This window comes from Klebsiella sp. CN_Kp113, from assembly GCF_040064585.1.
GTDB classification, from domain to species: domain Bacteria; phylum Pseudomonadota; class Gammaproteobacteria; order Enterobacterales; family Enterobacteriaceae; genus Klebsiella; species Klebsiella michiganensis.
The window spans coordinates 48,243-73,058 of record NZ_JBEAID010000015.1; the positions used below are offsets into that span (position 1 = coordinate 48,243).

The following is a 24,816-nucleotide window of genomic DNA, read 5'->3' on the forward strand; positions in this document are numbered from 1 at the left end:
GGAAAGAAGAGATTAGCTGCGCTGGCGTACCGCTTCAAACAGGCAAATACCGGTGGCGACCGATACGTTCAGCGACGACACGCTACCGGCCATCGGGATGCTGATCAACTCGTCGCAGTGCTCCCGGGTCAGGCGGCGCATGCCTTCGCCTTCCGCCCCCATGACCAGCGCCAGCGATCCGGTCATTTTGCTCTGGAACAGCGTATGATCGGCCTCACCGGCGGTACCGACGATCCAGACGTTCTCTTCCTGCAGCAGACGCATGGTACGCGCCAGGTTGGTGACGCGGATCAGCGGGACGTTTTCCGCCGCGCCGCAGGCCACTTTTTTCGCCGTGGCATTCAGCTGCGCAGAACGGTCTTTGGGGACAATCACCGCATGCACGCCAGCGGCGTCAGCGCTACGTAAACAGGCGCCGAGGTTGTGCGGATCGGTCACGCCGTCAAGGATCAAAAAGAACGGCTGATCGAGAGAGGCGATCAGATCCGGCAGATCGTTCTCCTGATACTGACGTCCGGGCTTCACGCGGGCAATAATTCCCTGATGAACGGCGCCTTCGCTTTTCTCATCCAGAAACTGGCGGCTGGCGACCTGAATCACCACGCCCTGCGCTTCCAGGGCATGGATCAGCGGCATAAGGCGCTTATCCTCACGGCCTTTCAGAATAAAGACTTCCTGAAAACGTTCAGGAGCGCGCTCCAGCAGTGCCTGCACCGCGTGGATGCCGTAAATCATTTCACTCATTTATCTACTCGTTTAGGTTCTGTTATCCGTTCCCTTCCCCCCGCCCCGCCACGATGTCGGGAGGCGCGGGGGTAAAGGGAATCGCACTACTCAGCGATATTCTTTTTCTTCGCCGCGCGCTTGGCTTTGGTCGCTGCGGCTATCTTCTGGGTTTTCTCCGACGGCTTTTTCGCTTTCTTCTCGCCTTTTGGCTGAGCGGCTTTCGGCTGAGACTGACCTTTCTGTTTGCGGAATGCGCTATCCGGCTCGAAGTTTACCTGCTTGCCCGCCTGACGGCGACGTCCGGAAGATTTACCTGCGCCGCCTTTCTTCGCTTTTTCACGCTCGGTCTTACCGACGTTGCGCGGCGCGCGCTCGCTGGAGATAAGCGAGAAGTCAATTTTACGCTCGTCCATGTTGACCGCTTCAACGCGCACTTCCACGCGATCGCCCAGTCGATAGGTCTGGCCGCCGGATTCACCAATCAGACGCTGCCCGACCTGATCGAAGCGGTAGTAGTCGTTATCGAGGGAAGAGACGTGCACCAGACCATCAATAAACAGCTCATCCAGACGGACGAAGAAACCAAAGCCGGTCACGCTGGCAATCACGCCCTTAAAGACGTTACCCACCTGATCCAGCATGAAATCACACTTCAGCCAGTCCGAAACATCGCGCGTCGCTTCATCAGCACGACGCTCGGTCATCGAACAGTGCGCCCCCAGCTGCAGCATCTCGTCCATGCTGTAGTGCCAGCCGCCGGTCTCGGTGCTATTGCCTTTATGTCCCTGCTCTTTCGCCAGTAAATACTTGATTGCGCGATGCAGCGAAAGGTCAGGATAGCGGCGAATCGGCGAGGTGAAGTGGGCATAGGATTGCAGCGCCAGACCAAAGTGGCCGCGGTTTTCCGGGTCGTATATCGCCTGTTTCATCGACCGCAGCAGCATGGTTTGCAGCATCTCTGCATCCGGACGATCGGCGATAGAGGTCAGTAATTCCGCATAGTCGCGCGGCTCCGGCTTGTTGCCGCCAGGCAGCTCAAGCCCCAGCTCCGCGAGCACCGAACGGAATGCGGTAATCGCTTCCGTACTCGGTTTGTCATGGATACGGAACAGCGCCGGTTCCTCGGCCTTCTCAACGAAGCGCGCAGCGGAGATGTTCGCCAGGATCATGCACTCTTCAATCAGCTTGTGCGCGTCGTTACGCTGAGTCTGCTCAATACGTTCAATGCGGCGTTCAGCATTAAAGATGAATTTAGCTTCTTCACTCTCAAATGAGATACCGCCGCGCTCTTCACGCGCGCCGTCCAGCACTTTGTAGAGGTTATGCAGCTCTTCAATATGCTTAACCAGCGGCGCGTACTGCTCACGCAGATCCTGGTCGCCCTGCAGCATATGCCAGACTTTGGTATAGGTCAGACGGGCATGGGAGCTCATCACCGCTTCGTAGAATTTGAAGCCGGTCAGACGCCCCTTGGCCGAAATCGTCATTTCACAAACCATACAGAGCCTGTCGACCTGAGGATTCAGTGAACACAGGCCGTTAGAGAGCACTTCAGGCAGCATCGGAACCACCTGAGACGGGAAGTAGACCGACGTGCCGCGGCTGCGCGCTTCGCCATCCAGCGGCGTACCCGGGCGCACGTAGTAGCTCACATCGGCGATCGCCACCCACAGACGCCAGCCACCGCCGCGTTTCTTCTCGCAGTACACGGCATCATCAAAGTCACGGGCGTCTTCGCCATCAATGGTGACCAGCGGCAGGCTGCGTAAATCAACGCGCCCTTGTTTCGCCTCTTCCGGTACCTGTTCTTTCAGGCCGGCGACCTGTTTTTCGACCGCTGGCGGCCAGACGTAGGGAATTTCATGGGTGCGCAGGGCCATATCGACCGCCATGCCGGTACCCATATTGTCGCCGAGGACCTCAACGATCTTGCCGACCGCTTTGGTGCGGCGGGTTGGGCGCTGGGTCAGCTCAACCACCACCACAAACCCCATCCGCGCGCCCATGATCTGTTCCGGGGGGATCAGGATATCGAAGCTCAGGCGGCTGTCATCCGGCACCACGAAGCCAACGCCCGCATCGGTAAAGTAGCGGCCCACAATCTGGCCCGTTTTTGGCACCAGTACGCGGACAATACGCGCTTCGCGACGGCCTTTACGGTCGGCGCCCAGCGGCTGCGCCAGCACCTGATCGCCGTGAATACAGGTTTTCATCTGCTCGGACGACAGATACAGGTCATCTTTACGGCCTTCAACGCGCAGGAAGCCATAACCATCGCGATGACCGATAACGGTCCCTTTCAGCAGGTCAAGACGTTCCGGCAGCGCATAGCACTGACGACGCGTAAAGACCAGCTGACCATCGCGTTCCATTGCGCGCAGTCTGCGGCGCAATGCTTCTTGTTGTTCTTCGCCTTCAATATTCAGCTCTATTGCCAGCTCATCTCGGCTAGCCGGTTTTTCGCGTTTTGCTAAATGATCGAGGATAAATTCCCGGCTCGGGATTGGATTAGCGTATTTTTCAGATTCGCGGTCCAGGAAAGGATCTTGTGACATGTCGGTTCCTCCGTTGTCATCTCCAGTGAAGTTTACGTCACTCCACCAGCAATAATTTATAAAGCGGTTGATTCTTTTCAACCAAATCGGCCAGCGTGTAGTTATCCAGTTCCTTGAGAAAACTTTGCGCGGCTTCAGCAAGCGCCTGTTTCAGACGACAGGCGGGCGTAATATGGCAAAATTCGCTGCTGCAGTTGACCAACGAGAGCGGCTCCAGATCGCGAACAACATCACCCACGCGAATCATATTTGCCGGTTTCCCCAGACGAATTCCCCCGTTTTTTCCCCGTACCGCCGTCACGTACCCCACGCGACTTAGCTGATTGATTATTTTAACCATATGATTACGGGAAACGCCGTAAACCTCCGTCACTTCGGAGATGCTGGTCATTCTTCCATCCGGTAGCGACGCCATATAAATCAGCGCGCGTAATCCGTAATCAGTGAAACTCGTTAACTGCACAATCAACCTCAGGGAAAAGAAAAACAGAGTGCGTCGGTAGACAATTACTATTGATGATAAACCAGCCAGCGCTCAGGCCGCTAATTTATTTAAATGGGGCGGGCGAACAGCAAAAACAAGAGGCGCCTTAACGGCGCCCCTGGAGATCGTTATGCGTCGAACGGATCGCGCAAAATCATCGTCTCGGTACGGTCAGGACCGGTAGAGATAATATCAACCGGTACGCCGGTCAGCTCTTCAATGCGTGCGATGTAGTTCAGCGCTGCCTGCGGCAGACCGCTGCGCTCTTTCACGCCAAAGGTGGTTTCAGACCAGCCCGGCATGGTTTCGTAAATCGGCTCGATGCCTTCCCAGTTGTCAGCAGCCAGCGGAGTGGTCGTCACTTCGCGGCCATCCGGCATCCGGTAGGCTACGCAGATTTTAACTTCTTTCAGGCCGTCCAGGACGTCCAGCTTAGTCAGGCAGAAACCGGACAGGGAGTTAATCTGCACCGCGCGGCGCACCGCTACGGCATCCAGCCAGCCGGTACGACGACGACGGCCGGTGGTAGCGCCAAACTCGTTACCCTGCTTGCACAGGAACTCGCCGGTTTCATCAAACAGCTCAGTCGGGAACGGACCCGCACCTACGCGAGTGGAGTAGGCTTTGATGATACCCAGAACGTAGTCTACATAACGCGGACCCAGACCGGAGCCGGTCGCCACGCCACCTGCGGTGGTGTTGGAAGAGGTTACGTACGGATAGGTACCGTGATCGATATCGAGCAGCGTACCCTGTGCGCCTTCAAACATGACGAAATCGCCACGCTTGCGCGCCTGGTCAAGCAGATCGGAAACGTCAACAACCATCGCGGTCAGGATGTCGGCAATCGCCATGACGTCATCGAGAACTTTCTGGTAGTCAACCGCTTCAGCTTTGTAGAAATTCACCAGCTGGAAGTTGTGATATTCCATCACTTCTTTCAGTTTCTCAGCGAAGGTGGCTTTATCAAACAGATCGCCAACGCGCAGACCGCGGCGAGCCACTTTATCTTCGTAAGCCGGGCCGATACCGCGACCGGTCGTACCGATAGCTTTCGCGCCGCGCGCTTTTTCACGCGCGACATCCAGCGCAACGTGATATTCGAGGATAAGCGGGCACGCTTCAGAAAGCAGCAGACGCTCGCGGACAGGGATACCACGGTCTTCCAGACCTTTCATCTCTTTCATCAGCGCAGCCGGAGAAAGCACGACACCGTTACCGATGATGCTGGTGACATTCTCGCGAAGAATACCTGATGGAATGAGATGGAGGACGGTTTTTTCACCGTTGATTACGAGAGTATGGCCGGCGTTGTGACCGCCCTGATAGCGCACAACATATTTAGCCCGTTCAGTCAGGAGATCGACGATCTTCCCTTTACCTTCGTCACCCCATTGGGTGCCCAGTACGACGACGTTGTTACCCATTTTTCAAAATCACCGTTTGCTTAAAAATGGATTCTACCATCGCTTTTTCAGAGTTACAGCACTTTTTGCACTCAAAAGGCGGGAAATTAGTCTACTTTACGCTCAGCCAATCGTTTTCCTCAACATGTAGTAGATGACGATACCGGCAACCACAAGACCTCCGCCAAACCGGCGTAATAAATTATCCGGTAATTGGCTCATCGTGGCGACCATTCGACGCCACGCGCGCGGATAAAGCAACGGCCCAAGCCCTTCAAGTACTAAAACCAGCGCCAGTGCCAGCCAAATTGTAGAGTTCATTATTCACCTTTATTTAAGTACAGCCACCGTCGCTCACCCCTGTGAGTCGTTGCTCAATTCATATTCTCCGGTATTTCATCATTGTTATGAACCGGCTTTATGAAACAAAATACATAACCCATTGGCGAACCCAAATCCGCTGCGAACATTGTAAAAAAGGCGCCTCAACGGGCGCCTTTTTGCTTACTCATTGCTTATCAGCGGGTCGCTGACGTGGGTGATTTCATATAGCGGAAGAAATCGCTGTCCGGGCTGAGAACCATTACATCCTGATTGCTCTGGAAGCTGTTCTCATACGCACGCAGGCTACGGATAAAGGCATAGAAGCCTGGATCCTGGCTGAATGCATCAGCAAACAGTTTCGCCGATTCAGCATCGCCTTCACCGCGCAGAATACGACCCTGACGCTCGGCTTCCGCCAGCGTTTTGGTCACTTCATAATCCGCGGTCGCGCGCAGTTTTTCAGCTTCTTCCTGACCCTGTGAACGGTGACGACGCGCTACCGCTTCACGCTCGGCGCGCATACGGTTGTAGATCGCTTCAGACACTTCGGCAGGCAGGTTGATCTGTTTAATACGCACGTCGACGACTTCAATACCCAGCGCCGCCATACTGTTCGGGTTGATCACCTGAACCTTACCGTTCGTTTCTGCTTCAACACGCTCCGCCGCTTTAGCAATCGCGTCATCGGCAGCCGGCGTACTGACTTCATCTTCTGTGCCCGCAGAACCTGAGTTCAGCGCATCGCGGACTTCCAGGGTCAGACGGCCGCGGGAGTCGGTCACGATGTCTTTCACATCCAGACGGCCAATTTCAGAACGTAGACGGTCAGAGAATTTACGCTTCAGCAGCACCTCGGCCTGGGAAACGTCACCGCCGCCGGTTGCCAGGTAGTAACGGCTAAAGTCGCTGATGCGCCACTTGATGTAAGAGTCAACAATCAGGTCCTTCTTCTCTTTGGTAACAAAGCGGTCGGCCTGGTTGTCCATCGTCTGGATACGCGCATCAAGCATCTTCACGGATTCAATAAAAGGAATCTTGAAGTGAAGGCCAGGCGCGTACACCAGCGGTTTGTTTTCATCGTCGCGCAGAACTTTACCAAAACGCAGCGTAATGCCGCGCTCGCCCTCTTTGACCACAAAGATGGACATGTAGAGCACCACCAGCACGATGACAATTATCGCGATAACAGATTTACGCATCGTTATTCCCCCTGACGCTGGTAGTCGTTACGCTGCGCGTTGGCGCGGCGTTGGTCCATAATGGTGCCTCCCGTAGAGGTAGAAGCGTTACTGGCGCTGTTTGAGCTGGCTGCAGGCGGCAGACGCAGCAGATCGCTTGCGCCACTGCTATCGCTCTTTGCCGCCGGCGCGCCGGCGCCTTTCAGCATCTGATCCAGAGGCAGAACCATCAGGTTGCTCCCCTTATCGTTAACCAGCACTTTGCGCGTATGGCTCAGCACTTTTTCCATGGTTTCGATATACAGACGCTCGCGGGTAATTTCCGGAGCCGCTTTATACTCAGGCAGAATTTTTGCAAAACGAGCCACTTCACCCTGCGCTTCAAGAACGGTCTGGGTCTTATAGGCGCGAGCCTCTTCAAGGATACGCTGCGCCTGACCGTTAGCCCGCGGCTGGACTTCGTTGGTGTAAGCTTCCGCTTCACGAATGTACTGCTGTTCGTTTTCACGCGCGGCAATCGCATCATCAAACGCGGCTTTTACTTCCTCCGGCGGACGCGCCGTCTGGAAGTTGACGTCGAGCAGGGTGATACCCATGTTGTACGGACGAATGGTCTCTTCCAGCTCGCGCTGGGTATCGCTACGAATGACGGTACGTCCTTCGGTCAGGATACGGTCCATGGTGTATTTACCGATCACGCCACGCAGGGCGCTGTCGGTGGCCTGACGCAGGCTGTCGTCCGCGCTGGTGACGCTAAACAGATAGCGTTCCGGATCGGTCACGCGGTACTGCACGTTCATCTCAACGCGCACGACGTTTTCGTCAGACGTCAGCATGACGCCGGAAGCCGCCAGTTCGCGGACCGACTCAACGTTAACCGCCTGAACGTTATCAATGAAAGTAGGTTTCCAGTTAAGGCCAGGCTCAACCAGATGGCTAAATTTACCAAAGCGAGTGACGACGCCACGTTCAGCTTCTTTAATGGTATAGAAACCGCTGGCTGCCCAGATAATAACCGCAGCGGCGGCAACGATGCCGACGATACGTCCGCCCATTGGCCCGCGAGGTCCCTGAGAGCCGCTACCGCCGCCCAGTCCACCTTTTCCGCCACCCAGGCCGCCAAGTTTTTTACTTAGCTTACGGAAGATATCATCCAGATCGGGAGGTCCCTGCTCGCGACCGCCTTTGTTGCCATTTCCCCCAGAGTTGCCGCCTTGGTTATTGCTGCTTCCCCACGGGTCGCGGTCCTGTCCGTTATTACCGGGCTGATTCCACGCCATGTATATGCTCCATATTTGTTTTTGATATCCCCACAGGGGTCAATATCTTCAGGCAAGCTGCAAGGTCAAATCACGTATTCAACCAGCGCTGGCTCTTGTTTACAGAGGCGACGCCAGTCAACGATCGGCATGCGCACCTGCAGACCAACGCTACCGTCATCCTCCATCCACTCTTTCTCTATCGCCTGAAGCTGATAGAACCGGCTTCTCAACCGACCTTCCTGCGGTGGCAGGCGCAGCGTGTGCTGGGCCACTTCACCAGAAAGCCGTTCCGTCAAAGCCTGAAAAAGCAGCGGTACGCCAACCCCGGTCTGGGCGGAAAGCCAGACCCGAATCGGTTTATTTTCTTCATCCCGATCGATACGCGGCTCAAAATCATCCAGCATGTCGATTTTATTCATGACCAGCAGCGCCGGGATCTCATCAGCTTCGATTTCCGCGAGCACCGTATTCACTGCGTCAATATTTTCCTGCACGCGCACATCGGCAGCATCAATGATATGCAGCAACAGCGTCGCCTGGCGCGTCTCCTGGAGCGTCGCTTTAAACGCGGCCACCAGATCGTGCGGCAGGTGGCGAATAAAGCCTACGGTATCCGCCAGGACGGTTTCGCCGACATCAGGGACATCAATCCGGCGCAGCGTTGGGTCCAGAGTGGCGAACAGCTGGTTCGCAGCATAGACCTCGGCTTCGGTTATCTGATTGAACAACGTGGATTTACCGGCGTTGGTATAACCGACCAGCGACACGGTTGGAATATCGGCTTTGGCGCGTGACCGCCGTCCCTGCTCACGCTGTTTTTCAACTTTTTCCAGTCGCGCCAGGATCTGCATAATACGGTTACGCAGCAAGCGGCGGTCAGTTTCGAGCTGGGTTTCCCCCGGGCCGCGCAAACCAATCCCGCCTTTCTGTCTTTCAAGGTGGGTCCAGCCGCGAACGAGGCGAGTCGCCATGTGGCGCAGCTGCGCCAGCTCGACCTGCAGTTTCCCTTCGTGGGTACGCGCTCGCTGGGCAAAAATATCTAAAATCAAGCCGGTACGATCGATAACCCGACATTCGCATAAGCGCTCCAGGTTTCGTTCCTGTGCCGGACTCAGGGCATGATCGAAGAGCACGACCGATGCACCGGTCGCTTTTACGGCTTCCGCAATTTCGACTGCTTTACCTTCACCAACAAAATACTTCGGGTGCGGTGCTTTACGGCTACCGGTAATCACCTGCATTGCTTCGACACCGGCGGAAGAGGCCAGAGTTTCAAACTCCTGGAGATCTTCCATATCTTTGTCTTGCGAAAAATAGATGTGTACCAGTACCGCCTGCTCACCGGCATCATAACGGTCAAACAAGCGTAAACCCCTTATAAAATACCAGCGGGGAACGCAGAAAACCTGGCTCCCCGACGTGGAAAAACAGCATCTGCCTTATTCGGCGTCTTCGCTGTCTTGCTGCGGCGCAGAAGAACCCTGCGCACCACCACCGTGGTGATAGTTGTTTGTACCGCCGCCAGCATTGTTGCTGTGGTGTGACACCGGGCGAGACGGGACAACAGTAGAAATTGCGTGCTTATAGACCATCTGGCTGACCGTGTTTTTCAACAGGATCACGAACTGATCGAAAGACTCAATTTGCCCTTGCAGCTTAATACCATTCACCAAATAAATAGAAACCGGAACACGTTCCCGACGCAAAGCGTTCAGGAACGGATCTTGTAAAGATTGCCCCTTAGCCATTCTCTCTTTTCCTTATATGTATGCTTGTTTTGTACTCAGAACCTTACGATTCTTAAAAAAATTACGCACGATACCCGTTCAATTGTACACGTTCAGTCCAGGCTAGCACCAACAACCTGTAATACTTTGTTGAACGCTTGTTCAGGTTGTTCACTGTCTAACCAGTGGATACCTTCCCAACCGCGCAGCCAGGTCACCTGACGTTTAGCTAACTGTCTCGTGGCGCAAACACCTCGATAAACCATTTCATCATACGGGATCTCGCCATTTAGGTAAGACCACATCTGGCGATATCCGACACAACGAATGGAAGGCATATCCGTATGCAAATCTCCCCGGGCAAAAAGCGCCCGCACTTCTGCTTCAAAACCTGAAGCCAACATCTGATGAAAACGCTGTTCTATGCGCTGATGGAGCAGTTCACGGCTCGCCGGGGCGATGGCGAACTGGTGCACCTTATACGGCAGAGCATCACCTGACGTTTGCGTCAGCTCCGTTAAAGTTTTACCCGAAATGAAAAAAACTTCCAGTGCTCGGGAAAGTCTTTGCGGATCATTTGGATGAATACGCGCGGCGGCAACCGGATCAATTTCCTGTAGCTGCTGGTGTAACGCGTTCCATCCCTGCTCTGCGGCCTGTTGCTCGATCCTGGCTCTGACCTCAGGGTCAGCCGAGGGTAGAGGCGACAATCCTTCCAACAACGCCTTGAAATACAACATCGTTCCGCCAACCAGTAGCGGAATTCGCCCGGCAGCGACGATATCGGCCATCTCTGCCAGCGCATCGCGGCGGAAATCCGCCGCGGAATAAGCTTCGGCCGGGTCAAGAATATCCAGCAGACGATGCGGCGCAGCGCTCAGCTCCGCGGCATCGGGCTTGGCCGTGCCTATGTCCATTCCTCGATAGATGAGGGCTGAATCAACGCTAATCAACTCTACTGGCAAAACTTTACGTAAGGCGATAGCCAATGCGGTTTTACCAGAGGCCGTCGGGCCCATTAAAAATATTGCCTTAGGCAGGCTTGCCTCAGTTACATCACTCATCTTTCAGGGCATTCATCGCCGAATGTAAATCAACAGGTTGTAACAGACCACCCGGCGGCGCTTTAACCAGCTGCGGACATAAGCGTTCGATATCCGCCAGGACGGCAATCGCCTGCGCCATGTTCCACTGCGCATGTTCGCTCGCCAGATTACGCGCCATCCACTGAGCAATATTGCCGACGTCGACGGTTTTTTGCTGCGCCAGGTAGCCTATCAGTTCAGGAATCAAGATTTGTAAATTTTGTTGTCTTAAGGGTAAAGGCACTGCGCGGACCGTCACGTGGTGCGCATCGGACTGGAGTTCAATCCCGACCTCAGCCAGCGCCGACTGCGCCTGCTTGAGCGCGTCTTTTTCCTCGTCGGACACTTTTATCCGCAGCGGGATAAGCAGCGGTTGGGCGCAAACCGCCTCTGCGCCCGGCGTTAGCTGCGCCTGGCGCAGCCAGCGCTCAGCAACCGGCAGAGCCAGCAGCGCTAACTTACCGCCGCGCTCCAGCAGCGCGCAGTCGCTATCGATAATCGTCAGTACGCGGCCAAAGCTTTGGCTATGGCCCGACAGGCCTTCCGCTGCCGGTGCGGGAGCCAGGGGTTTGCGCTCCGTGGCCGGCGTATCCAGCAGTTGGCGATAAAGCGCACCCTGCTGTTTTTGATAGCCTGGCTGCGCGTGCGGCCAGGCGGCTCCGCCAGATGAACCCGAGGCGGCGGACTCTCGCGAACCTCCGGTATTAAAACGCGGCGCGGCGGGCTCATCCCGGTAACGGGGAGCGGCGCTTTCACGCGCGACCGCTGGCTGGGCAAAATGATTGCCGCCCGCCGCAATGCGGTTTTCCGGCACCTGCCGCGGCGCGGGCTCATCGCCCTCTTCCGCCAACGGCACCTCCAGCTGCTGCTGCAGGACGCTCAGCACGCCCTGATAGATAAAGTCATGCACCAGGCGCGACTGATGAAAACGCACTTCATGTTTGGCCGGATGGACGTTCACATCCACCTGATGCGGATCTATCTTCAGATACAGCACAAAGGCAGGCTGCTGGTCGGCGCCCAGTTTGTCTTCACAGGCCTGGCGAATCGCGTGATTAATCAGGCGATCGCGCATCATCCGCCCATTGACGTAGCAATACTGAATCTCCGCCAGCGTCGGATTGGTATGTAGCGGATCGGCCACCCAGCCGCTGAGGGTCAGGTCGCCGTGCTGCCACTCAATCGCCAGCGCGTGTTCGAGAAATGGCAAACCGCAGATCGCGCCCAGACGCCGCTCGCGCTGGCCGTCCTGCGATACCGCCCGGTACTGGCGCACGGACTTGCCGTTGTGGCTGAGGTTGATGGTCACGTCGAAGCGCGCCAGCGCAATGCGCCGCACGATCTCGTCGATATGGCCAAACTCGGTTTTCTCGGTGCGCATAAATTTGCGCCGGGCGGGGGTGTTATAAAACAGATCCAGCACTTCCAGCGTTGTTCCCACCGGGTGCGCCGCCGGCTTCACGGTGACCGCCTGATCGCGCCCTTCGGCATAGGCCTGCCAGGCCTCCTGCTGATCTTCGGTACGCGAGGTCAACGTCAGACGCGCCACTGAGCTAATACTGGCCAGAGCTTCGCCGCGAAAGCCGAGGCTAATGATCGCCTCAAGGTCATCCAGCGAAGCAATTTTACTGGTGGCGTGACGAGCCAGCGCCAGCGCCAGCTCGTCTTTTTTGATGCCGCAGCCGTTATCGCGAATGCGGATTAACTTCGCCCCGCCGCGCTCAATATCAATGTCGATGCGCGTCGCCCCGGCATCGAGGCTATTTTCCACCAGCTCTTTGACCACCGACGCCGGACGTTCCACCACTTCACCTGCGGCAATCTGGTTGGCGAGCTGCGGCGGTAGAACCTGAATCGGCATGGCCGTCTCCTTAATTTAACAACGTCCCGTCTGACGAACCTGCGCTGGCAGTCTGCGCGGCTGCCCCGCGCGGCGCGGATTGCAGAGGATGCTGCATAAAGTAGTTACGCAGGCCGTTATAAATCGCCTCTGCGACCTGCTGCTGATAAGCATCGCTACCCAGCAGCCGCTCTTCGCCGGTATTACTGATAAAACCCGTTTCCACCAGGATCGACGGGATATCCGGCGAACGCAGTACGCCGAGGCTGGCATGCTCAGGGCGACGCTTATGTAAATCGCCGATCCGCTGCAGCTGGCTCAGCACATTGGTCGCTACATCATACCCGACGCGCTGGGAATGGCCGAACTGTAAATCCAGCACCGCCTGGCTCAGGTAAGGGTCCGACTGGCTGTTGGCCAGTACATCGCCCGCGCCGCCCAGCAGTTCTGACTGTTTCTCATGCTGCTCGAGCCAGCCGGCCATTTCGCTGTTCGCGCGGCGGTTGGAAAGCACCCAAACCGAGGCCCCGGTAGCATCGCGATTCGGCGCAGCGTCGGCGTGAATCGAGACAAGGAAATTGGCGTTTTGCTTACGTGCGACGTCAGAACGCCCCATGACGGAAATGAAATAATCGCCGTCGCGCGTTAGCACGGGCCTGAACTGCGGATCGGCATTCAGCAGCGCGCGGAGCTTACGCGCAATCGCTATGGTCACATTCTTTTCTTTCGTGCCGTTCGGACCAATGGCTCCCGGATCTTGGCCGCCGTGGCCGGCGTCAATGGCGATAATCACTTTATCGTCGCCGGAAACGGTACGCGCCGCAGGACGCGTTACGCTACTGGTGTTGGTCACCGCGGTAAGCCGGTCGTTATCGGCTTTAAACGGGTTGCGCGCGGGTTCGCTCGGACGCACGGGCTGCGCCACGGGCCTTTCCGCCTGTCTAACCACCACCGGCTGAGGTGGAGGCGGAGGCGGCGCGTCGGCGTTAATCGTAAACACCACGGTGTAGTTAGAGCCGTTCTGCTGTTTCACCGCGCGGGTTTTGCCATCGGCGGTGAGATCCACCAGCAGGCGCAGCGACTGCGTATCCTGCGGCGTCCCGGAACGAATGCTTTTTACCAGATTATTGCCGCTAAACTGCAGCGGTAGCCCCTGGAGTACGCCAGTCTGTTTAATATCCAGCGCCACGATGCGTTTGCCCTGGGGGCTAAACGAATATTCAGGCTCGCCGATAAAGCTAATGGTAATGCGGGCCTGCCGATCGCCATTTGAGACCTGGATATCGGATAAACTTGCCGCAGTGGCCTGAATGCTGAACAGCATCAGTGCGGCGGCCAGCCAACTGGTTAAGCGATACATCATCCCGTCGTCCTTCAGGCTAATTAGCCAAACGCGCCAATAAAGACTCACCCAATGAGGAGACCGCGGTTACGCGCGCCTCACGCCCTTGTGCCTGATACTCAAGGTGAATTTCAACATCCGGGTCCGGCAGTACTCCCGTGCCCTGCTGAGGCCATTCCACCAGGCAGATAGCATCGTCAGTAAAATAATCGCGGATCCCCATAAACTCGAGTTCCTCAGGATCCGCCAGGCGATAAAGATCGAAGTGATAGACCATCAAATTATCGAGACTGTATGGCTCGACGAGGGTGTAGGTTGGGCTTTTAACGTTGCCACGGTGACCGAGAGCCTGAAGGAAACCGCGGCTAAAGGTGGTCTTACCCGCCCCTAAATCGCCATACAAATAGATGACCGTCGCGCCAGCGCATGCCTGCGCGACGCGATTGCCAAGGCTTAAAGTCGCCTGCTCATCGGGTAAAGGAATCACTCGGTTAATCATGGTCTACGTCAATCACATCCGGGTTAACAACACGCCTGAGCGTGAAAAAAAGATCGGTCGCCAGCATTCCGCGGGTGCCGTGTCTCGCCGCCAGCCGATCGGCGGCTTCGCCATGAGCAACGCATCCGGCGCAGGCAGCATCATACGGCGTCAGGCGCTGGCCTAACAACGCAGCGATAATACCGGTCAGCACATCGCCCATCCCGCCGCTGGCCATCCCAGCGTTACCGGCGTCGATAATAGCCATTTCGCCCCTTTCGCTCGCCACGATCGTACCTGCACCTTTCAGCACCACGATGCCACCATAACGTTTTACCAGACGTTGTGCAGAATGTAAGCGATCGCTTTCAATTTCTGCCACACTCACGTTCAGCAGGCGGGCGGCCTCGCCGGGATGCGGCGTCAGCACGCGATTGTGACGTTTATCGGGATTGATTGCCAGCAGGTTCAGCGCATCCGCATCCCAGACCATTGGTTTGCGAAAATTCTCCGCCTGGCGTAGCGCATTTTTACCCCACTCGCCCTGCCCCAGACCCGGCCCAATCGCAATGACATCCGCCCAGTGCAGACTCTCTTCGAGAGAACGGGACGTCAGCTCATGGACCATCAGCTCCGGCCTGGCGGTCAGAATGGGGGCAATGTTGTCCCGGTGAGTCAGTACTCGCACCAGCCCGGCGCCCGCGCGCAGCGCCGCTTCACCGCTCATTCGTATGGCGCCCGCCGTCCCCGGTTCGCCGCCAATAATCACCAGCTTACCGTGGTCGCCTTTGTGCGAGGTTGGACGCCGCGGCGGCAGCCAGCCGGGGAGCTGCGAGGCATCGAAGCGACTGAGCGCCGTCGTTTGGCCTGCCAGCCAACCCTCAAGCCCCAGGGCGTGGTGATGCAAACGGCCAACGACATCGCGGGCTTTGCCGGTCAGCAGCCCCGGCTTAAGCGCGATAAAGGTGATGGTATGAGCGGCATGGATAACCGCGCCCGGCGTCGTCCCCGTTTGCGCATTCAGGCCGGAGGGGATATCCAGCGCCACAACCGCAGCCGGATGGGCGTTTGCCCGCGCGATCAGCGCCGCAACGTTTTCCCGGGGCGCGCTCTGTAACCCGGTACCGAGCAGGCCGTCAATAATCAGCGTGATATCTTCCGGCCAGGGGATGCTGGCGGCATGAATCGTGCCGCCGGCGTTGAGCCACTCCTCACGCGCGAGGCTGGCCTCTTCCGGCAGCGGCTTCTCGCTCTCCAGCGCCAGCAGCGTGACCTGAATGCCTCGCGACTGTGCCAGGCGAGCCACCACGTAGCCGTCGCCGCCGTTATTACCGTGGCCGCAGAGAATCAGCCAGTGCTGGCTTTCAGGATACTGGACGCGCGCAAACTCAAAAGCCGCTTCGCCCGCACGACGCATCAATTCATACAACGTCAGCCCAAGGGCATCCGCCGCTTCTTTTTCCGCTCGTCGTAGCGCCTCCGCCGACCAGATGATATGTGGTATACTCCCGGTGTTTTTCGTCATCGTATGGTCCATCATGTCACAGCCCCTCGATCTCAATCAGTTAGCGCAGCAAATCAAACAATGGGGCACAGAGTTGGGGTTCCAGCAGGTCGGTATTACCGATACCGATCTCAGCGCCAGCGAACCTAAACTGCAGGCGTGGCTGGATAAACAATACCACGGCGAAATGGCGTGGATGGCGCGTCATGGCATGATGCGCGCGCGCCCCCATGAGCTCCAGCCCGGTACCCTGCGCGTGATTAGCGTGAGAATGAACTACCTGCCCGCTAATGCCGCTTTCGCCCGTACCCTGAAAGACCCCGCGGTGGGTTACGTTAGCCGTTACGCCCTCGGACGGGACTATCACAAGCTATTACGTCATCGCCTGAAAAAATTAGGTGAGATGATTCAGGGACAGTGTGCTTCGCTCAATTTTAGACCTTTTGTCGATTCCGCGCCGATTCTTGAACGCCCTTTAGCCGAAAAAGCGGGGCTGGGATGGACAGGTAAGCACTCGCTCATCCTTAGTCGCGATGCCGGCTCGTTCTTTTTCCTCGGTGAACTGCTTATCGATCTCCCTCTTCCCATTGACCAGCCCGTCAAGGAAGAGTGCGGCCGCTGCGTTGCCTGTATGACCATCTGCCCAACCGGCGCCATCGTCGAGCCCTATACCGTCGATGCCCGGCGCTGTATTTCCTATCTGACTATCGAACTGGAAGGCGCTATTCCGGAAGAGTTTCGCCCGCTGATCGGCAACCGCATATACGGCTGCGATGACTGCCAGCTGATTTGCCCGTGGAACCGCTTCGCGCAGCTCACCGATGAAGAGGATTTCAGCCCGCGCAAGGCGCTACACGCCCCGGCACTTATTGAGCTGTTCGCCTGGAGCGAACCCTGGTTTTTAAAAGTGACGGAAGGTTCGGCCATTCGCCGTATTGGTCATCTGCGCTGGCTGCGTAATATCGCCGTCGCGTTGGGCAACGCGCCCTGGGATGAAGCGAACCTGAAGGCGCTGGAAAGCCGCAGGGGTGAGCACCCGCTTCTCGACGAACATATCGAGTGGGCGATGGCGCAGCAAATTGAAAAGAGAAATGCCAATGTGGTTGAGGTGCAGTTACCCAAAAAGCTGCGTCTGGTCAGGGTGGTTGAAAAAGGGCTACCGCGCGACGCCTGATTCATTCACAGGGTGTGAATAAAAATAAAAACACATTGCGTTTCAAGGGGCAGACGTTCGTCAAGTGATCGGATTAACACTTTGAAATGAAATTTAACTGTTACATTTCAATTAGATATAAGAATACTATTTACATAGTGAAGTAATTTTCTGAGAGAGGACGAAAGGTTAAGCTGTGGATAACTCTGTTCACAGTATTTTCAGGACCGCGCGAAAATCATCACCGGCGCGTGCTTGCGCTGTGGATAAACTGGGTATGAGAAGATATTTGGAGCGGGAAACGAGACTCGAACTCGCGACCCCGACCTTGGCAAGGTCGTGCTCTACCAACTGAGCTATTCCCGCTTGGGTATGGTAACTTTCAAATTTTGGAGCGGGAAACGAGACTCGAACTCGCGACCCCGACCTTGGCAAGGTCGTGCTCTACCAACTGAGCTATTCCCGCTTGGGTATGGTAACTTTCAAATTTTGGAGCGGGAAACGAGACTCGAACTCGCGACCCCGACCTTGGCAAGGTCGTGCTCTACCAACTGAGCTATTCCCGCATACTTCTGGCCATATTTCTATGGCGTCGTGATTTGCATTTCTGCTTCGTCACGGGAGGCGCATTATACGAGAATTCGATTTACCTGCAACCCCCCTGAGCGCAATTTTTTTCGTTTTTGGTTTAAGTGACCACTTAATCACCACACACCGGCCTGAATTGTCTAAATAACCAGCAAATGCGGCAAAATCACTTTTTCCGGGCCCGCTAAAGGCGCAAAATCGCTCAAGTTTATAGGCGGATATCGCCCGCTGACGGTCAACAACGATGACAACCAGGGAAATAAAATGAAAAAAGCGCTTACCGTCCTGCTGCTGGCCACGCTTGCCACAGGAACAGCATCGGCAACAACGCTACATTTTGGGACAACGACGGCCAATCCGCCGTATGAAACCGTCAATGGTAAAAATCAGCCCACGGGTTTTGATATCGACCTGGCCAACGCGCTATGCAGGCAGATGCAGGTCGAATGCAAATTCACTCCCCAGGGGTTCGATACCCTCATCCCGGCGCTGCGCTTTAAGAAATTCGACGCCGTGATTGCCGGTATCGAAGTGATTCCGATGCGAGAAAAGCAGGTTGCGTTCAGCCATCCCTATCGTCAGGCGCTGTCCGGCGTAGTTGTCACCGCGAAAGACGCCGCCCATACCTTTGCCGATCTGAAGGATAAAAAAATCGGCGTCGTGAAAGGCACCCTTCATCAGCACTATCTGCGGGACAAACAAAAAGCCGTGCATGCGGTGCCTTACGACAGCGACGAAAGCGCCCTGAGCGCGCTGAAAGAAGGCGTGATTAGCGGCGTGATGGGCGATCAGGAGACGTTAACGAAATGGCTCCAGGATAACCCCGACTACGCCATGATGGACGAACGCGCCACGGATCCCGGCTACTACGGTAAGCAGTACGCCATTGCGGTACGTAAAGACGATCCTGAGCTGCTGAATAACATCAATGCCGCTCTGGATGTCGTAAAAGCCTCGCCGGAGTTCCAGGCCATGGAACAGAAGTGGTTTAAATAGTCGGGGATATGACCGGGGCGTGTTGGCCCCAGCACGGGCGTTAAAGCTTAATAAAGTGTTCGCGATAGTAGGCCAGTTCCGCGACCGATTCGCGAATATCGTCCATCGCCTGATGGGTTCCTTGTTTCTTAAAGCCGTCGAGAATTTCCGGCTTCCAGCGACGAGCCAGCTCTTTGAGCGTGCTGACGTCCAGATAGCGGTAGTGGAAATACGCTTCCAGCTCAGGCATATATTTAAACAAGAAGCGGCGATCCTGGCCGATGCTATTGCCGCAGATCGGCGACTTACCTGCCGGTACCCACTTTTTGAGGAATTCGATAGTCGCCAGTTCGGCTTCACGATCGCCCTGGGTACTCGCCTTTACCCGCTCCACCAGCCCGCTGCCGGTATGGGTACGCACGTTCCACTCGTCCATCAACGCCAGCTGCGCGTCTGACTGGTGCACCGCAATGGTCGGCCCTTCCGCCAGAATGTTCAGATTCGCGTCGGTCACCAGGGTGGCGATTTCGATGATGCGATCGCGCTCCGGATCCAGCCCCGTCATTTCAAGATCGATCCAAATCAGGTTGTTTTCATCTGCACTCATGTTATTTTCCACCCTTCTTACGTCACTATATTCATCTAAAATAGCGTGTATCATAGAGGTTTTGCCCGTACAGGGCGACCAGGAGCCAGTTCGATTGAGTAAAAATAAACTCTCCAAAGGCCAACAGCGCCGCGTGAAGGCCAACCACCAGCGCCGCCTGAAAACGACTTCGGAGAAGGCCGATTTTGATGACAACCTGTTCGGTGAGAAATCCGAAGGGACCGTCATTAGCCGCTTTGGCATGCATGCCGATGTCGAATCCGCCGACGGTAGCGTCCACCGTTGCAACATACGCCGCACTATCCGTTCGCTGGTCACCGGCGATCGCGTGGTCTGGCGGCCTGGCAAAAGCGAAGCTGACGGCGTCAACGTCAAGGGCATCGTCGAGGCCGTCCATGAACGGACCTCCGTACTGACGCGTCCGGATTTCTACGACGGCGTCAAACCCATCGCCGCCAATATCAATCAGATTGTCATTGTTTCCGCGATCTTGCCTGAGCTTTCTCCGAATATTATCGACCGCTACCTCGTGGCCTGCGAAACGCTGAACGTTGAGCCGCTGATCGTGCTCAATAAGATCGACCTGCTGGATCAGGCGAGCATGGACTTCGTCAACGAGCAAATGGACATTTATCGCCATATTGGTTACCGCGTACTGATGGTCTCCAGCCGCACGCAGGATGGCCTGAAGCCGCTTGAAGAGGCGCTCACCGATCGTATCAGTATCTTTGCCGGGCAGTCAGGGGTAGGCAAATCCAGCCTGCTGAACGCGCTGCTGGGCCTGCATGATGACCAAATCCTCACCAATGACGTTTCGGATGTCTCCGGACTGGGGCAGCACACCACCACGGCCGCGCGCCTGTACCACTTCCCGCACGGCGGCGATGTGATTGACTCGCCGGGCGTACGCGAGTTCGGCCTGTGGCATCTCGACGCGGAACAAATCACCCACGGCTTTGTCGAATTCCATGATTATTTAGGCCGCTGCAAATACCGCGACTGCAAACACGACAATGACCCGGGCTGCGCCATTCGCGAAGCGGTGGAGAAAGGCGAAATCGCCGAAAGCCGGTTTGAAAACTACCATCGCATTCTGGAAAGCATGGCGCAGGTACAGGTAAAAACGCGTAAAAGCTTTTCATCAACCGATGACTGACATTTAAGCTGAGCATCGTTAGAATCGTCCCCCTTTTTTCAGGCTCCGCTGCTCCGCGGGGCCAGGAACGACAAATAATGGCCTGGAGGCTACCTTGTTAAACGATCTTAAACTTTCACTGCAATACATTCTGCCTAAACTGTGGCTCACCCGCCTCGCAGGCTGGGGTGCACGCAAACGAGCAGGCTGGCTGACAAAACTGGTCATCGATCTGTTCGTGAAATATTACAAGGTCGATATGAAAGAGGCGCAAAAGCCTGACACCGCCAGCTACCGTACCTTTAACGACTTCTTCGTTCGCCCGCTGCGCGACGACGTCCGTCCGCTAAACACCGACCCGAGCGTGCTGGTAATGCCCGCCGACGGCGTCATCAGCCAACTGGGCGCCATTGAAGACGACAAAATTTTGCAGGCTAAAGGCCATAACTACAGCCTGGAAGCGCTGCTGGCCGGTAACTACCAGATGGCTGACCTGTTCCGTAACGGCAGCTTCGTTACCACCTATCTTTCGCCGCGCGATTACCACCGCGTGCATATGCCGTGCAACGGTATTCTGCGCGAAATGATCTACGTGCCGGGGGATCTGTTTTCCGTAAACCATCTGACCGCGCAAAACGTGCCGAATCTTTTTGCCCGCAACGAGCGCGTCATCTGCCTGTTCGACACTGAGTTTGGCCCTATGGTGCAAATCCTCGTCGGCGCCACCATCGTCGGCAGCATCGAAACCGTGTGGTCCGGTACCGTCACGCCGCCGCGCGAAGGCATCATTAAGCGCTGGACCTGGCCTGCTGGCGATAGCGAAGGCTCCGTCGCCCTGCTGAAAGGCCAGGAGATGGGCCGCTTTAAGCTGGGCTCCACGGTGATTAACCTGTTTGCTCCGGGCCAGGTGAAGCTGGTTGAGCAGTTACAAAGCCTGTCGGTGACCAAAATAGGCCAGCCGCTGGCGATCGCGCCTGAAGCCACAGCGCCGGTAGAGCCCGTGCCGCTGGCGGAAGAAGAAGTCCGCGCTGAACACGCCGCCAGCCCGCTGGTTGACGATAAACAAGACGAAGGTTAATTCCTGAAAAAAGGTTACGCCGTGCGCCTGATATACACTTTCCTGTTGGCCTGGTGCCTCAGTTTTGGGGCGTACGCAGCGACAGCCCCGGATGCTAAACAGATAGCCCAGGAGCTGGAACAGGCGAAGGCGGCAAAGCCCGCCCAGCCTGAAACCGTTGAAGTCCTGCAATCTGCCCTGAACGCCCTTGAGGAGCGTAATGCCTCCCTTGAGCGCGCCCGTCAGTACCAGGACGTTATCGATAACTTCCCCAAACTGTCGCAAAACCTGCGCGCGCAGCTCAACAATCTCAGCGATGAGCCGCGCCAGGTCTCCACTACCCTCTCCTCCGATGCCCTGAACCAGGAGATTCTCCAGGTCAGCAGCCAGCTGCTGGAAGCCAGTCGTAAAGCCCAGCAGGAGCAGGATCGCGCCCGCGACATCGCCGACTCCCTCAACCAGCTGCCGCAGCAGCAGAGCGATGCCCGCCGCCAGCTGAATGAGGTTGAACGCCGGGTCGGCGCGCAAAGCAGCAATACCCCGCTGGCACAGGCGCAAAATCTTGGTCTGCAGGCGGAGTCCGCGCGGCTGAAAGCGCTGGTCGATGAGCTGGATCTGGCGCAGCTTTCCGCCAATAACCGCCAGGAGCTCTCACGGTTGCGATCCGAGCTGGCGCAGAAAGAGAGCGAGCAGCTCGACGCCTGGCTACAGGCGCTGCGAAATCAGCTCAATAACCAACGGCAGCGTGAGGCGGAAAAAGCGCTGGAAAGCACCGAACTGCTGGCGGAAAACAGCGAAAACCTGCCGCCGGATATCGTGGCGCAGTTTAAAGTTAACCGCGAGCTGTCGCAGGCGCTTAACCAGCAGGCGCAGCGGATGGATTTGATCGCCTCGCAGCAGCGCCAGGCGACCAATCAGACCCTCCAGGTGCGTCAGGCGTTAAACACCCTGCGCGAGCAGTCCCAGTGGCTGGGCTCTTCCAACCTGCTTGGCGAAGCCCTGCGCGCGCAGGTGGCGCGGCTGCCGGAAATCCCGCGGCCGCAGCAGCTGGATACCGAAATGGCGCAGCTGCGCGTGCAGCGTTTACGCTATGAAGATCAGCTCGGCAAACAGCCGCAGCTAAGACAAATTCGTCAGGCCAGCGGTGAACCGCTCACCGCGGAACAGAACCGTATTCTGCAGGCCCAGATGCGCACGCAGACCGAGTTGCTCAACTCCCTGCTGCGCGGCGGCGATACGCTTATGCTCGAACTGACCAAGCTGAAGGTCGCTAACGGTCAGCTAGAGGATGCGCTTAAAGAGATCAACGAAGCGACCCACCGCTATCTGTTCTGGACCTCGGACGTCAGCCCAATCGGCTTCTCGTGGCCGCTGGAGATCGTTCAGGATCTCCGCCGCCTGATCTCGCTCGATACCATGAGCCAGCTCGGTAAGGCCAGCATGATGATGCTGACCAGCAAAGAGACCCTGCTGCCGCTCTTCGTCGCGCTCATTCTGGTGGGGTTCAGTATTAGCTCACGCCGCCATTTCACCAGCTTCCTTGAGCGCTCCAGCGCGCGCGTCGGTAAGGTTACGCAGGATCACTTCTGGCTCACCCTGCGCACGGTGTTCTGGTCCATACTGGTGGCCTCGCCGCTGCCGGTGCTGTGGATGACGCTGGGCTACGGGCTGCAGGCCGCCTGGCCTTTCCCGCTGGCCGTAGCGATTGGCGATAGCGTCACCGCCACGGTACCGCTGCTGTGGGTCGTGATGATTTGCGCCACGTTCGCCCGCCCTAACGGCCTGTTTATCGCCCACTTTGGCTGGCCGCGCAGCCGCGTCAGCAAAGCGATGCGCTACTACCTGATGAGCATCGGGCTAATCGTGCCGCTGATTATGGCGCTGATTACTTTCGATAACCTCAACGATCGCGAGTTCTCCGCCTCGCTGGGCCGCCTCTGCTTTATGCTGATTTGCGGCGCGCTGGCGATGGTGACCCTGAGCCTGAAACGCGCCGGCATTCCGCTGTATCTCGACAAAGAAGGCAGCGGCGACAATATGCTGAACCGGCTGCTGTGGAATATGCTGCTCGGCGCGCCGCTGATAGCGATGCTGGCGGCGGCGATCGGCTATCTCGCCACGTCGCAGGCGCTGCTCGCCAGGCTTGAAACCTCGGTCGCCATCTGGTTCCTGCTGCTGGTGGTTTATCACATCATACGCCGCTGGATGCTGATCCAGCGGCGCCGCCTGGCGTTCGATCGCGCGAAGCACCGCCGGGCGGAGATCCTCGCCCAGCGCGCCCGCGGCGAAGAGGAAGTCCAGCATACCAGCAGCCCGGAAGGTTCGATGGAAGCTGAGGTCAGCGAGGTCGATCTTGATGCCATCAGTACCCAGTCGTTGCGTCTGGTGCGCTCCCTGCTGATGCTGATCGCGCTGGTGTCGGTTATCGTGCTGTGGTCAGAAATCCACTCCGCGTTTGGCTTCCTGGAGAATATCTCGCTGTGGGACGTCACCTCCACGGTACAGGGCGTTGAGAGCCTGGAGCCGATTACCCTCGGCGCGGTGCTGATAGCCATCCTGGTGCTGATTATTACTACCCAGCTGGTGCGCAACCTGCCCGCGCTGCTGGAGCTGGCTATCCTCCAGCATCTGGAACTGACGCCGGGCACCGGCTACGCCATCACCACCATCACTAAGTATCTGCTGATGCTGATCGGCGGTCTGGTCGGCTTCTCGATGATTGGGATTGAGTGGTCCAAGCTGCAGTGGCTTATTGCCGCGCTCGGTGTGGGTCTCGGTTTTGGCCTGCAGGAGATCTTCGCCAACTTTATCTCGGGCCTGATTATCCTGTTTGAGAAACCGATCCGCATTGGCGATACGGTCACCATTCGCGATCTCACCGGCAGCGTGACGCGTATTAATACCCGCGCCACCACCATCAGCGACTGGGACCGTAAAGAGATTATCGTACCGAACAAGGCGTTCATCACCGAACAGTTCATCAACTGGTCGCTGTCGGATTCCGTGACCCGCGTGGTGCTAACGGTGCCTGCACCGGTAGATGCCGATACCGAAGAGGTGGCGCAGATCCTGTTAAATGCCGCGCACCGCTGTTCATTGGTTATCGATACCCCGGCGCCGGAAGCGTTCCTCGTTGATCTGCAGCAGGGGATCCAGATTTTCGAGCTGCGTATCTACGCCGCCGAAATGGGCCACCGGATGCCGCTGCGCCACGAGATGCACCAGCTGATTCTGGCCGGATTCCGCGAGCACGGTATCGATATGCCGTTCCCGCCGTTCCAGATGCGCCTGGAGAGCATCGATGGCAGAAAAAGCAGCAGGGCGCTGACCTCGGCAGGGAAAACCAGCCGCACGCCCGGCAGCCTGTAAGAACGGCCTTGCCTGAACGCA

Annotated in this window: 20 protein-coding genes and 3 tRNA genes; 5 read left to right on the forward strand and 18 right to left on the reverse strand. The window is 56.9% G+C overall.

Annotated elements, in window-relative coordinates; all coding sequences use genetic code 11:
• Positions 1-12: 12 nt before the first annotated feature.
• From rlmB to nnr, 14 genes are all read right to left on the reverse strand, one after another.
• The gene (gene rlmB, locus ABLV30_RS07735) at positions 13-744 is read right to left on the reverse strand and encodes a 23S rRNA (guanosine(2251)-2'-O)-methyltransferase RlmB (RefSeq protein WP_004109129.1); all 732 of its coding nucleotides are present in this window, start codon (positions 742-744) and stop codon (positions 13-15) included.
• A gap of 86 nt (positions 745-830) precedes the next feature.
• A complete protein-coding gene (rnr, locus tag ABLV30_RS07740) occupies positions 831-3,281 on the reverse strand; it encodes a ribonuclease R (RefSeq protein WP_004097981.1) in 2,451 nt (816 codons plus the stop codon).
• A gap of 37 nt (positions 3,282-3,318) precedes the next feature.
• A complete protein-coding gene (gene nsrR / locus ABLV30_RS07745) occupies positions 3,319-3,744 on the reverse strand; it encodes a nitric oxide-sensing transcriptional repressor NsrR (RefSeq protein WP_004097980.1) in 426 nt (141 codons plus the stop codon).
• A 149-nt stretch (positions 3,745-3,893) separates the two neighbouring features.
• Positions 3,894-5,192, reverse strand: a complete 1,299-nt coding sequence (locus tag ABLV30_RS07750) for an adenylosuccinate synthase (protein WP_004097979.1) — start codon at positions 5,190-5,192, stop codon at positions 3,894-3,896.
• Between the two features lie 102 nt (positions 5,193-5,294).
• The gene (locus tag ABLV30_RS07755) at positions 5,295-5,492 is read right to left on the reverse strand and encodes a DUF2065 domain-containing protein (protein WP_004097978.1); all 198 of its coding nucleotides are present in this window, start codon (positions 5,490-5,492) and stop codon (positions 5,295-5,297) included.
• A 197-nt stretch (positions 5,493-5,689) separates the two neighbouring features.
• Positions 5,690-6,694 carry a protease modulator HflC gene (hflC, locus tag ABLV30_RS07760; RefSeq protein WP_004097977.1) on the reverse strand — a complete coding sequence of 335 codons (1,005 nt, stop codon included), beginning with the start codon at positions 6,692-6,694 and terminating at the stop codon, positions 5,690-5,692.
• Between the two features lie 2 nt (positions 6,695-6,696).
• Positions 6,697-7,953, reverse strand: a complete 1,257-nt coding sequence (hflK, locus tag ABLV30_RS07765) for an FtsH protease activity modulator HflK (protein WP_014227623.1) — start codon at positions 7,951-7,953, stop codon at positions 6,697-6,699.
• A gap of 65 nt (positions 7,954-8,018) precedes the next feature.
• On the reverse strand, positions 8,019-9,299 hold the full coding sequence (gene hflX, locus ABLV30_RS07770) for a ribosome rescue GTPase HflX (RefSeq protein ID WP_004097973.1): 1,281 nt from the start codon (positions 9,297-9,299) through the stop codon (positions 8,019-8,021).
• Positions 9,300-9,374: 75 nt separating this feature from the next.
• The gene (gene hfq / locus ABLV30_RS07775; RefSeq protein WP_004097968.1) at positions 9,375-9,683 is read right to left on the reverse strand and encodes an RNA chaperone Hfq; all 309 of its coding nucleotides are present in this window, start codon (positions 9,681-9,683) and stop codon (positions 9,375-9,377) included.
• A gap of 92 nt (positions 9,684-9,775) precedes the next feature.
• Positions 9,776-10,726 carry a tRNA (adenosine(37)-N6)-dimethylallyltransferase MiaA gene (gene miaA / locus ABLV30_RS07780; protein ID WP_032695150.1) on the reverse strand — a complete coding sequence of 317 codons (951 nt, stop codon included), beginning with the start codon at positions 10,724-10,726 and terminating at the stop codon, positions 9,776-9,778.
• A complete protein-coding gene (gene mutL, locus ABLV30_RS07785) occupies positions 10,719-12,608 on the reverse strand; it encodes a DNA mismatch repair endonuclease MutL (protein WP_025107633.1) in 1,890 nt (629 codons plus the stop codon). The genes miaA and mutL overlap by 8 nt, the downstream gene beginning before the upstream one ends.
• Positions 12,609-12,618: 10 nt before the next feature.
• Positions 12,619-13,950: an N-acetylmuramoyl-L-alanine amidase AmiB gene (gene amiB, locus ABLV30_RS07790; RefSeq protein WP_048262017.1), complete on the reverse strand. Its 1,332-nt coding sequence runs from the start codon at positions 13,948-13,950 to the stop codon at positions 12,619-12,621.
• Between the two features lie 16 nt (positions 13,951-13,966).
• Positions 13,967-14,428: a tRNA (adenosine(37)-N6)-threonylcarbamoyltransferase complex ATPase subunit type 1 TsaE gene (gene tsaE, locus ABLV30_RS07795; protein WP_014227619.1), complete on the reverse strand. Its 462-nt coding sequence runs from the start codon at positions 14,426-14,428 to the stop codon at positions 13,967-13,969.
• Entirely contained in the window at positions 14,421-15,932 is a 1,512-nt protein-coding gene (gene nnr / locus ABLV30_RS07800; protein ID WP_348865588.1) for a bifunctional ADP-dependent NAD(P)H-hydrate dehydratase/NAD(P)H-hydrate epimerase, read from the reverse strand. Before nnr ends, tsaE begins: the two co-directional genes overlap by 8 nt.
• 13 nt (positions 15,933-15,945) lie before the next feature.
• On the opposite strand from nnr, the gene queG reads away from it, so the two are divergent.
• A complete protein-coding gene (gene queG / locus ABLV30_RS07805) occupies positions 15,946-17,085 on the forward strand; it encodes a tRNA epoxyqueuosine(34) reductase QueG (RefSeq protein WP_014227617.1) in 1,140 nt (379 codons plus the stop codon).
• A gap of 269 nt (positions 17,086-17,354) precedes the next feature.
• Here the strand turns inward: queG and ABLV30_RS07810 are convergent.
• The 3 genes from ABLV30_RS07810 to ABLV30_RS07820 form a co-directional block, all read right to left on the reverse strand.
• Positions 17,355-17,430: transfer RNA gene (locus tag ABLV30_RS07810), tRNA-Gly, on the reverse strand.
• A 24-nt stretch (positions 17,431-17,454) separates the two neighbouring features.
• Positions 17,455-17,530, reverse strand: a tRNA-Gly gene (locus tag ABLV30_RS07815).
• A gap of 24 nt (positions 17,531-17,554) precedes the next feature.
• A tRNA-Gly gene (locus ABLV30_RS07820) sits at positions 17,555-17,630 on the reverse strand.
• Positions 17,631-17,916: 286 nt separating this feature from the next.
• Between ABLV30_RS07820 and ABLV30_RS07825 the strand changes: the two genes are divergently transcribed.
• Positions 17,917-18,648, forward strand: a complete 732-nt coding sequence (locus ABLV30_RS07825; RefSeq protein WP_025107636.1) for an arginine ABC transporter substrate-binding protein — start codon at positions 17,917-17,919, stop codon at positions 18,646-18,648.
• 40 nt (positions 18,649-18,688) lie between these two features.
• Here ABLV30_RS07825 and orn read toward each other — a convergent pair whose 3' ends face one another.
• Positions 18,689-19,234, reverse strand: a complete 546-nt coding sequence (orn, locus tag ABLV30_RS07830; RefSeq protein WP_004097954.1) for an oligoribonuclease — start codon at positions 19,232-19,234, stop codon at positions 18,689-18,691.
• Between the two features lie 94 nt (positions 19,235-19,328).
• Here orn and rsgA point away from each other — a divergent pair, with 94 nt between their 5' ends.
• From rsgA to mscM, 3 genes are all read left to right on the forward strand, one after another.
• Positions 19,329-20,390 (forward strand): small ribosomal subunit biogenesis GTPase RsgA, encoded by a 1,062-nt coding sequence (gene rsgA, locus ABLV30_RS07835; RefSeq protein WP_004097952.1) that lies wholly within the window; start codon positions 19,329-19,331, stop codon positions 20,388-20,390.
• A gap of 94 nt (positions 20,391-20,484) precedes the next feature.
• Positions 20,485-21,447: an archaetidylserine decarboxylase gene (gene asd / locus ABLV30_RS07840; RefSeq protein ID WP_032695147.1), complete on the forward strand. Its 963-nt coding sequence runs from the start codon at positions 20,485-20,487 to the stop codon at positions 21,445-21,447.
• Between the two features lie 21 nt (positions 21,448-21,468).
• Complete coding sequence (gene mscM / locus ABLV30_RS07845) at positions 21,469-24,795, forward strand: miniconductance mechanosensitive channel MscM (protein ID WP_049082936.1); 3,327 nt, start codon at positions 21,469-21,471, stop codon at positions 24,793-24,795.
• Positions 24,796-24,816 lie beyond the last annotated feature (21 nt).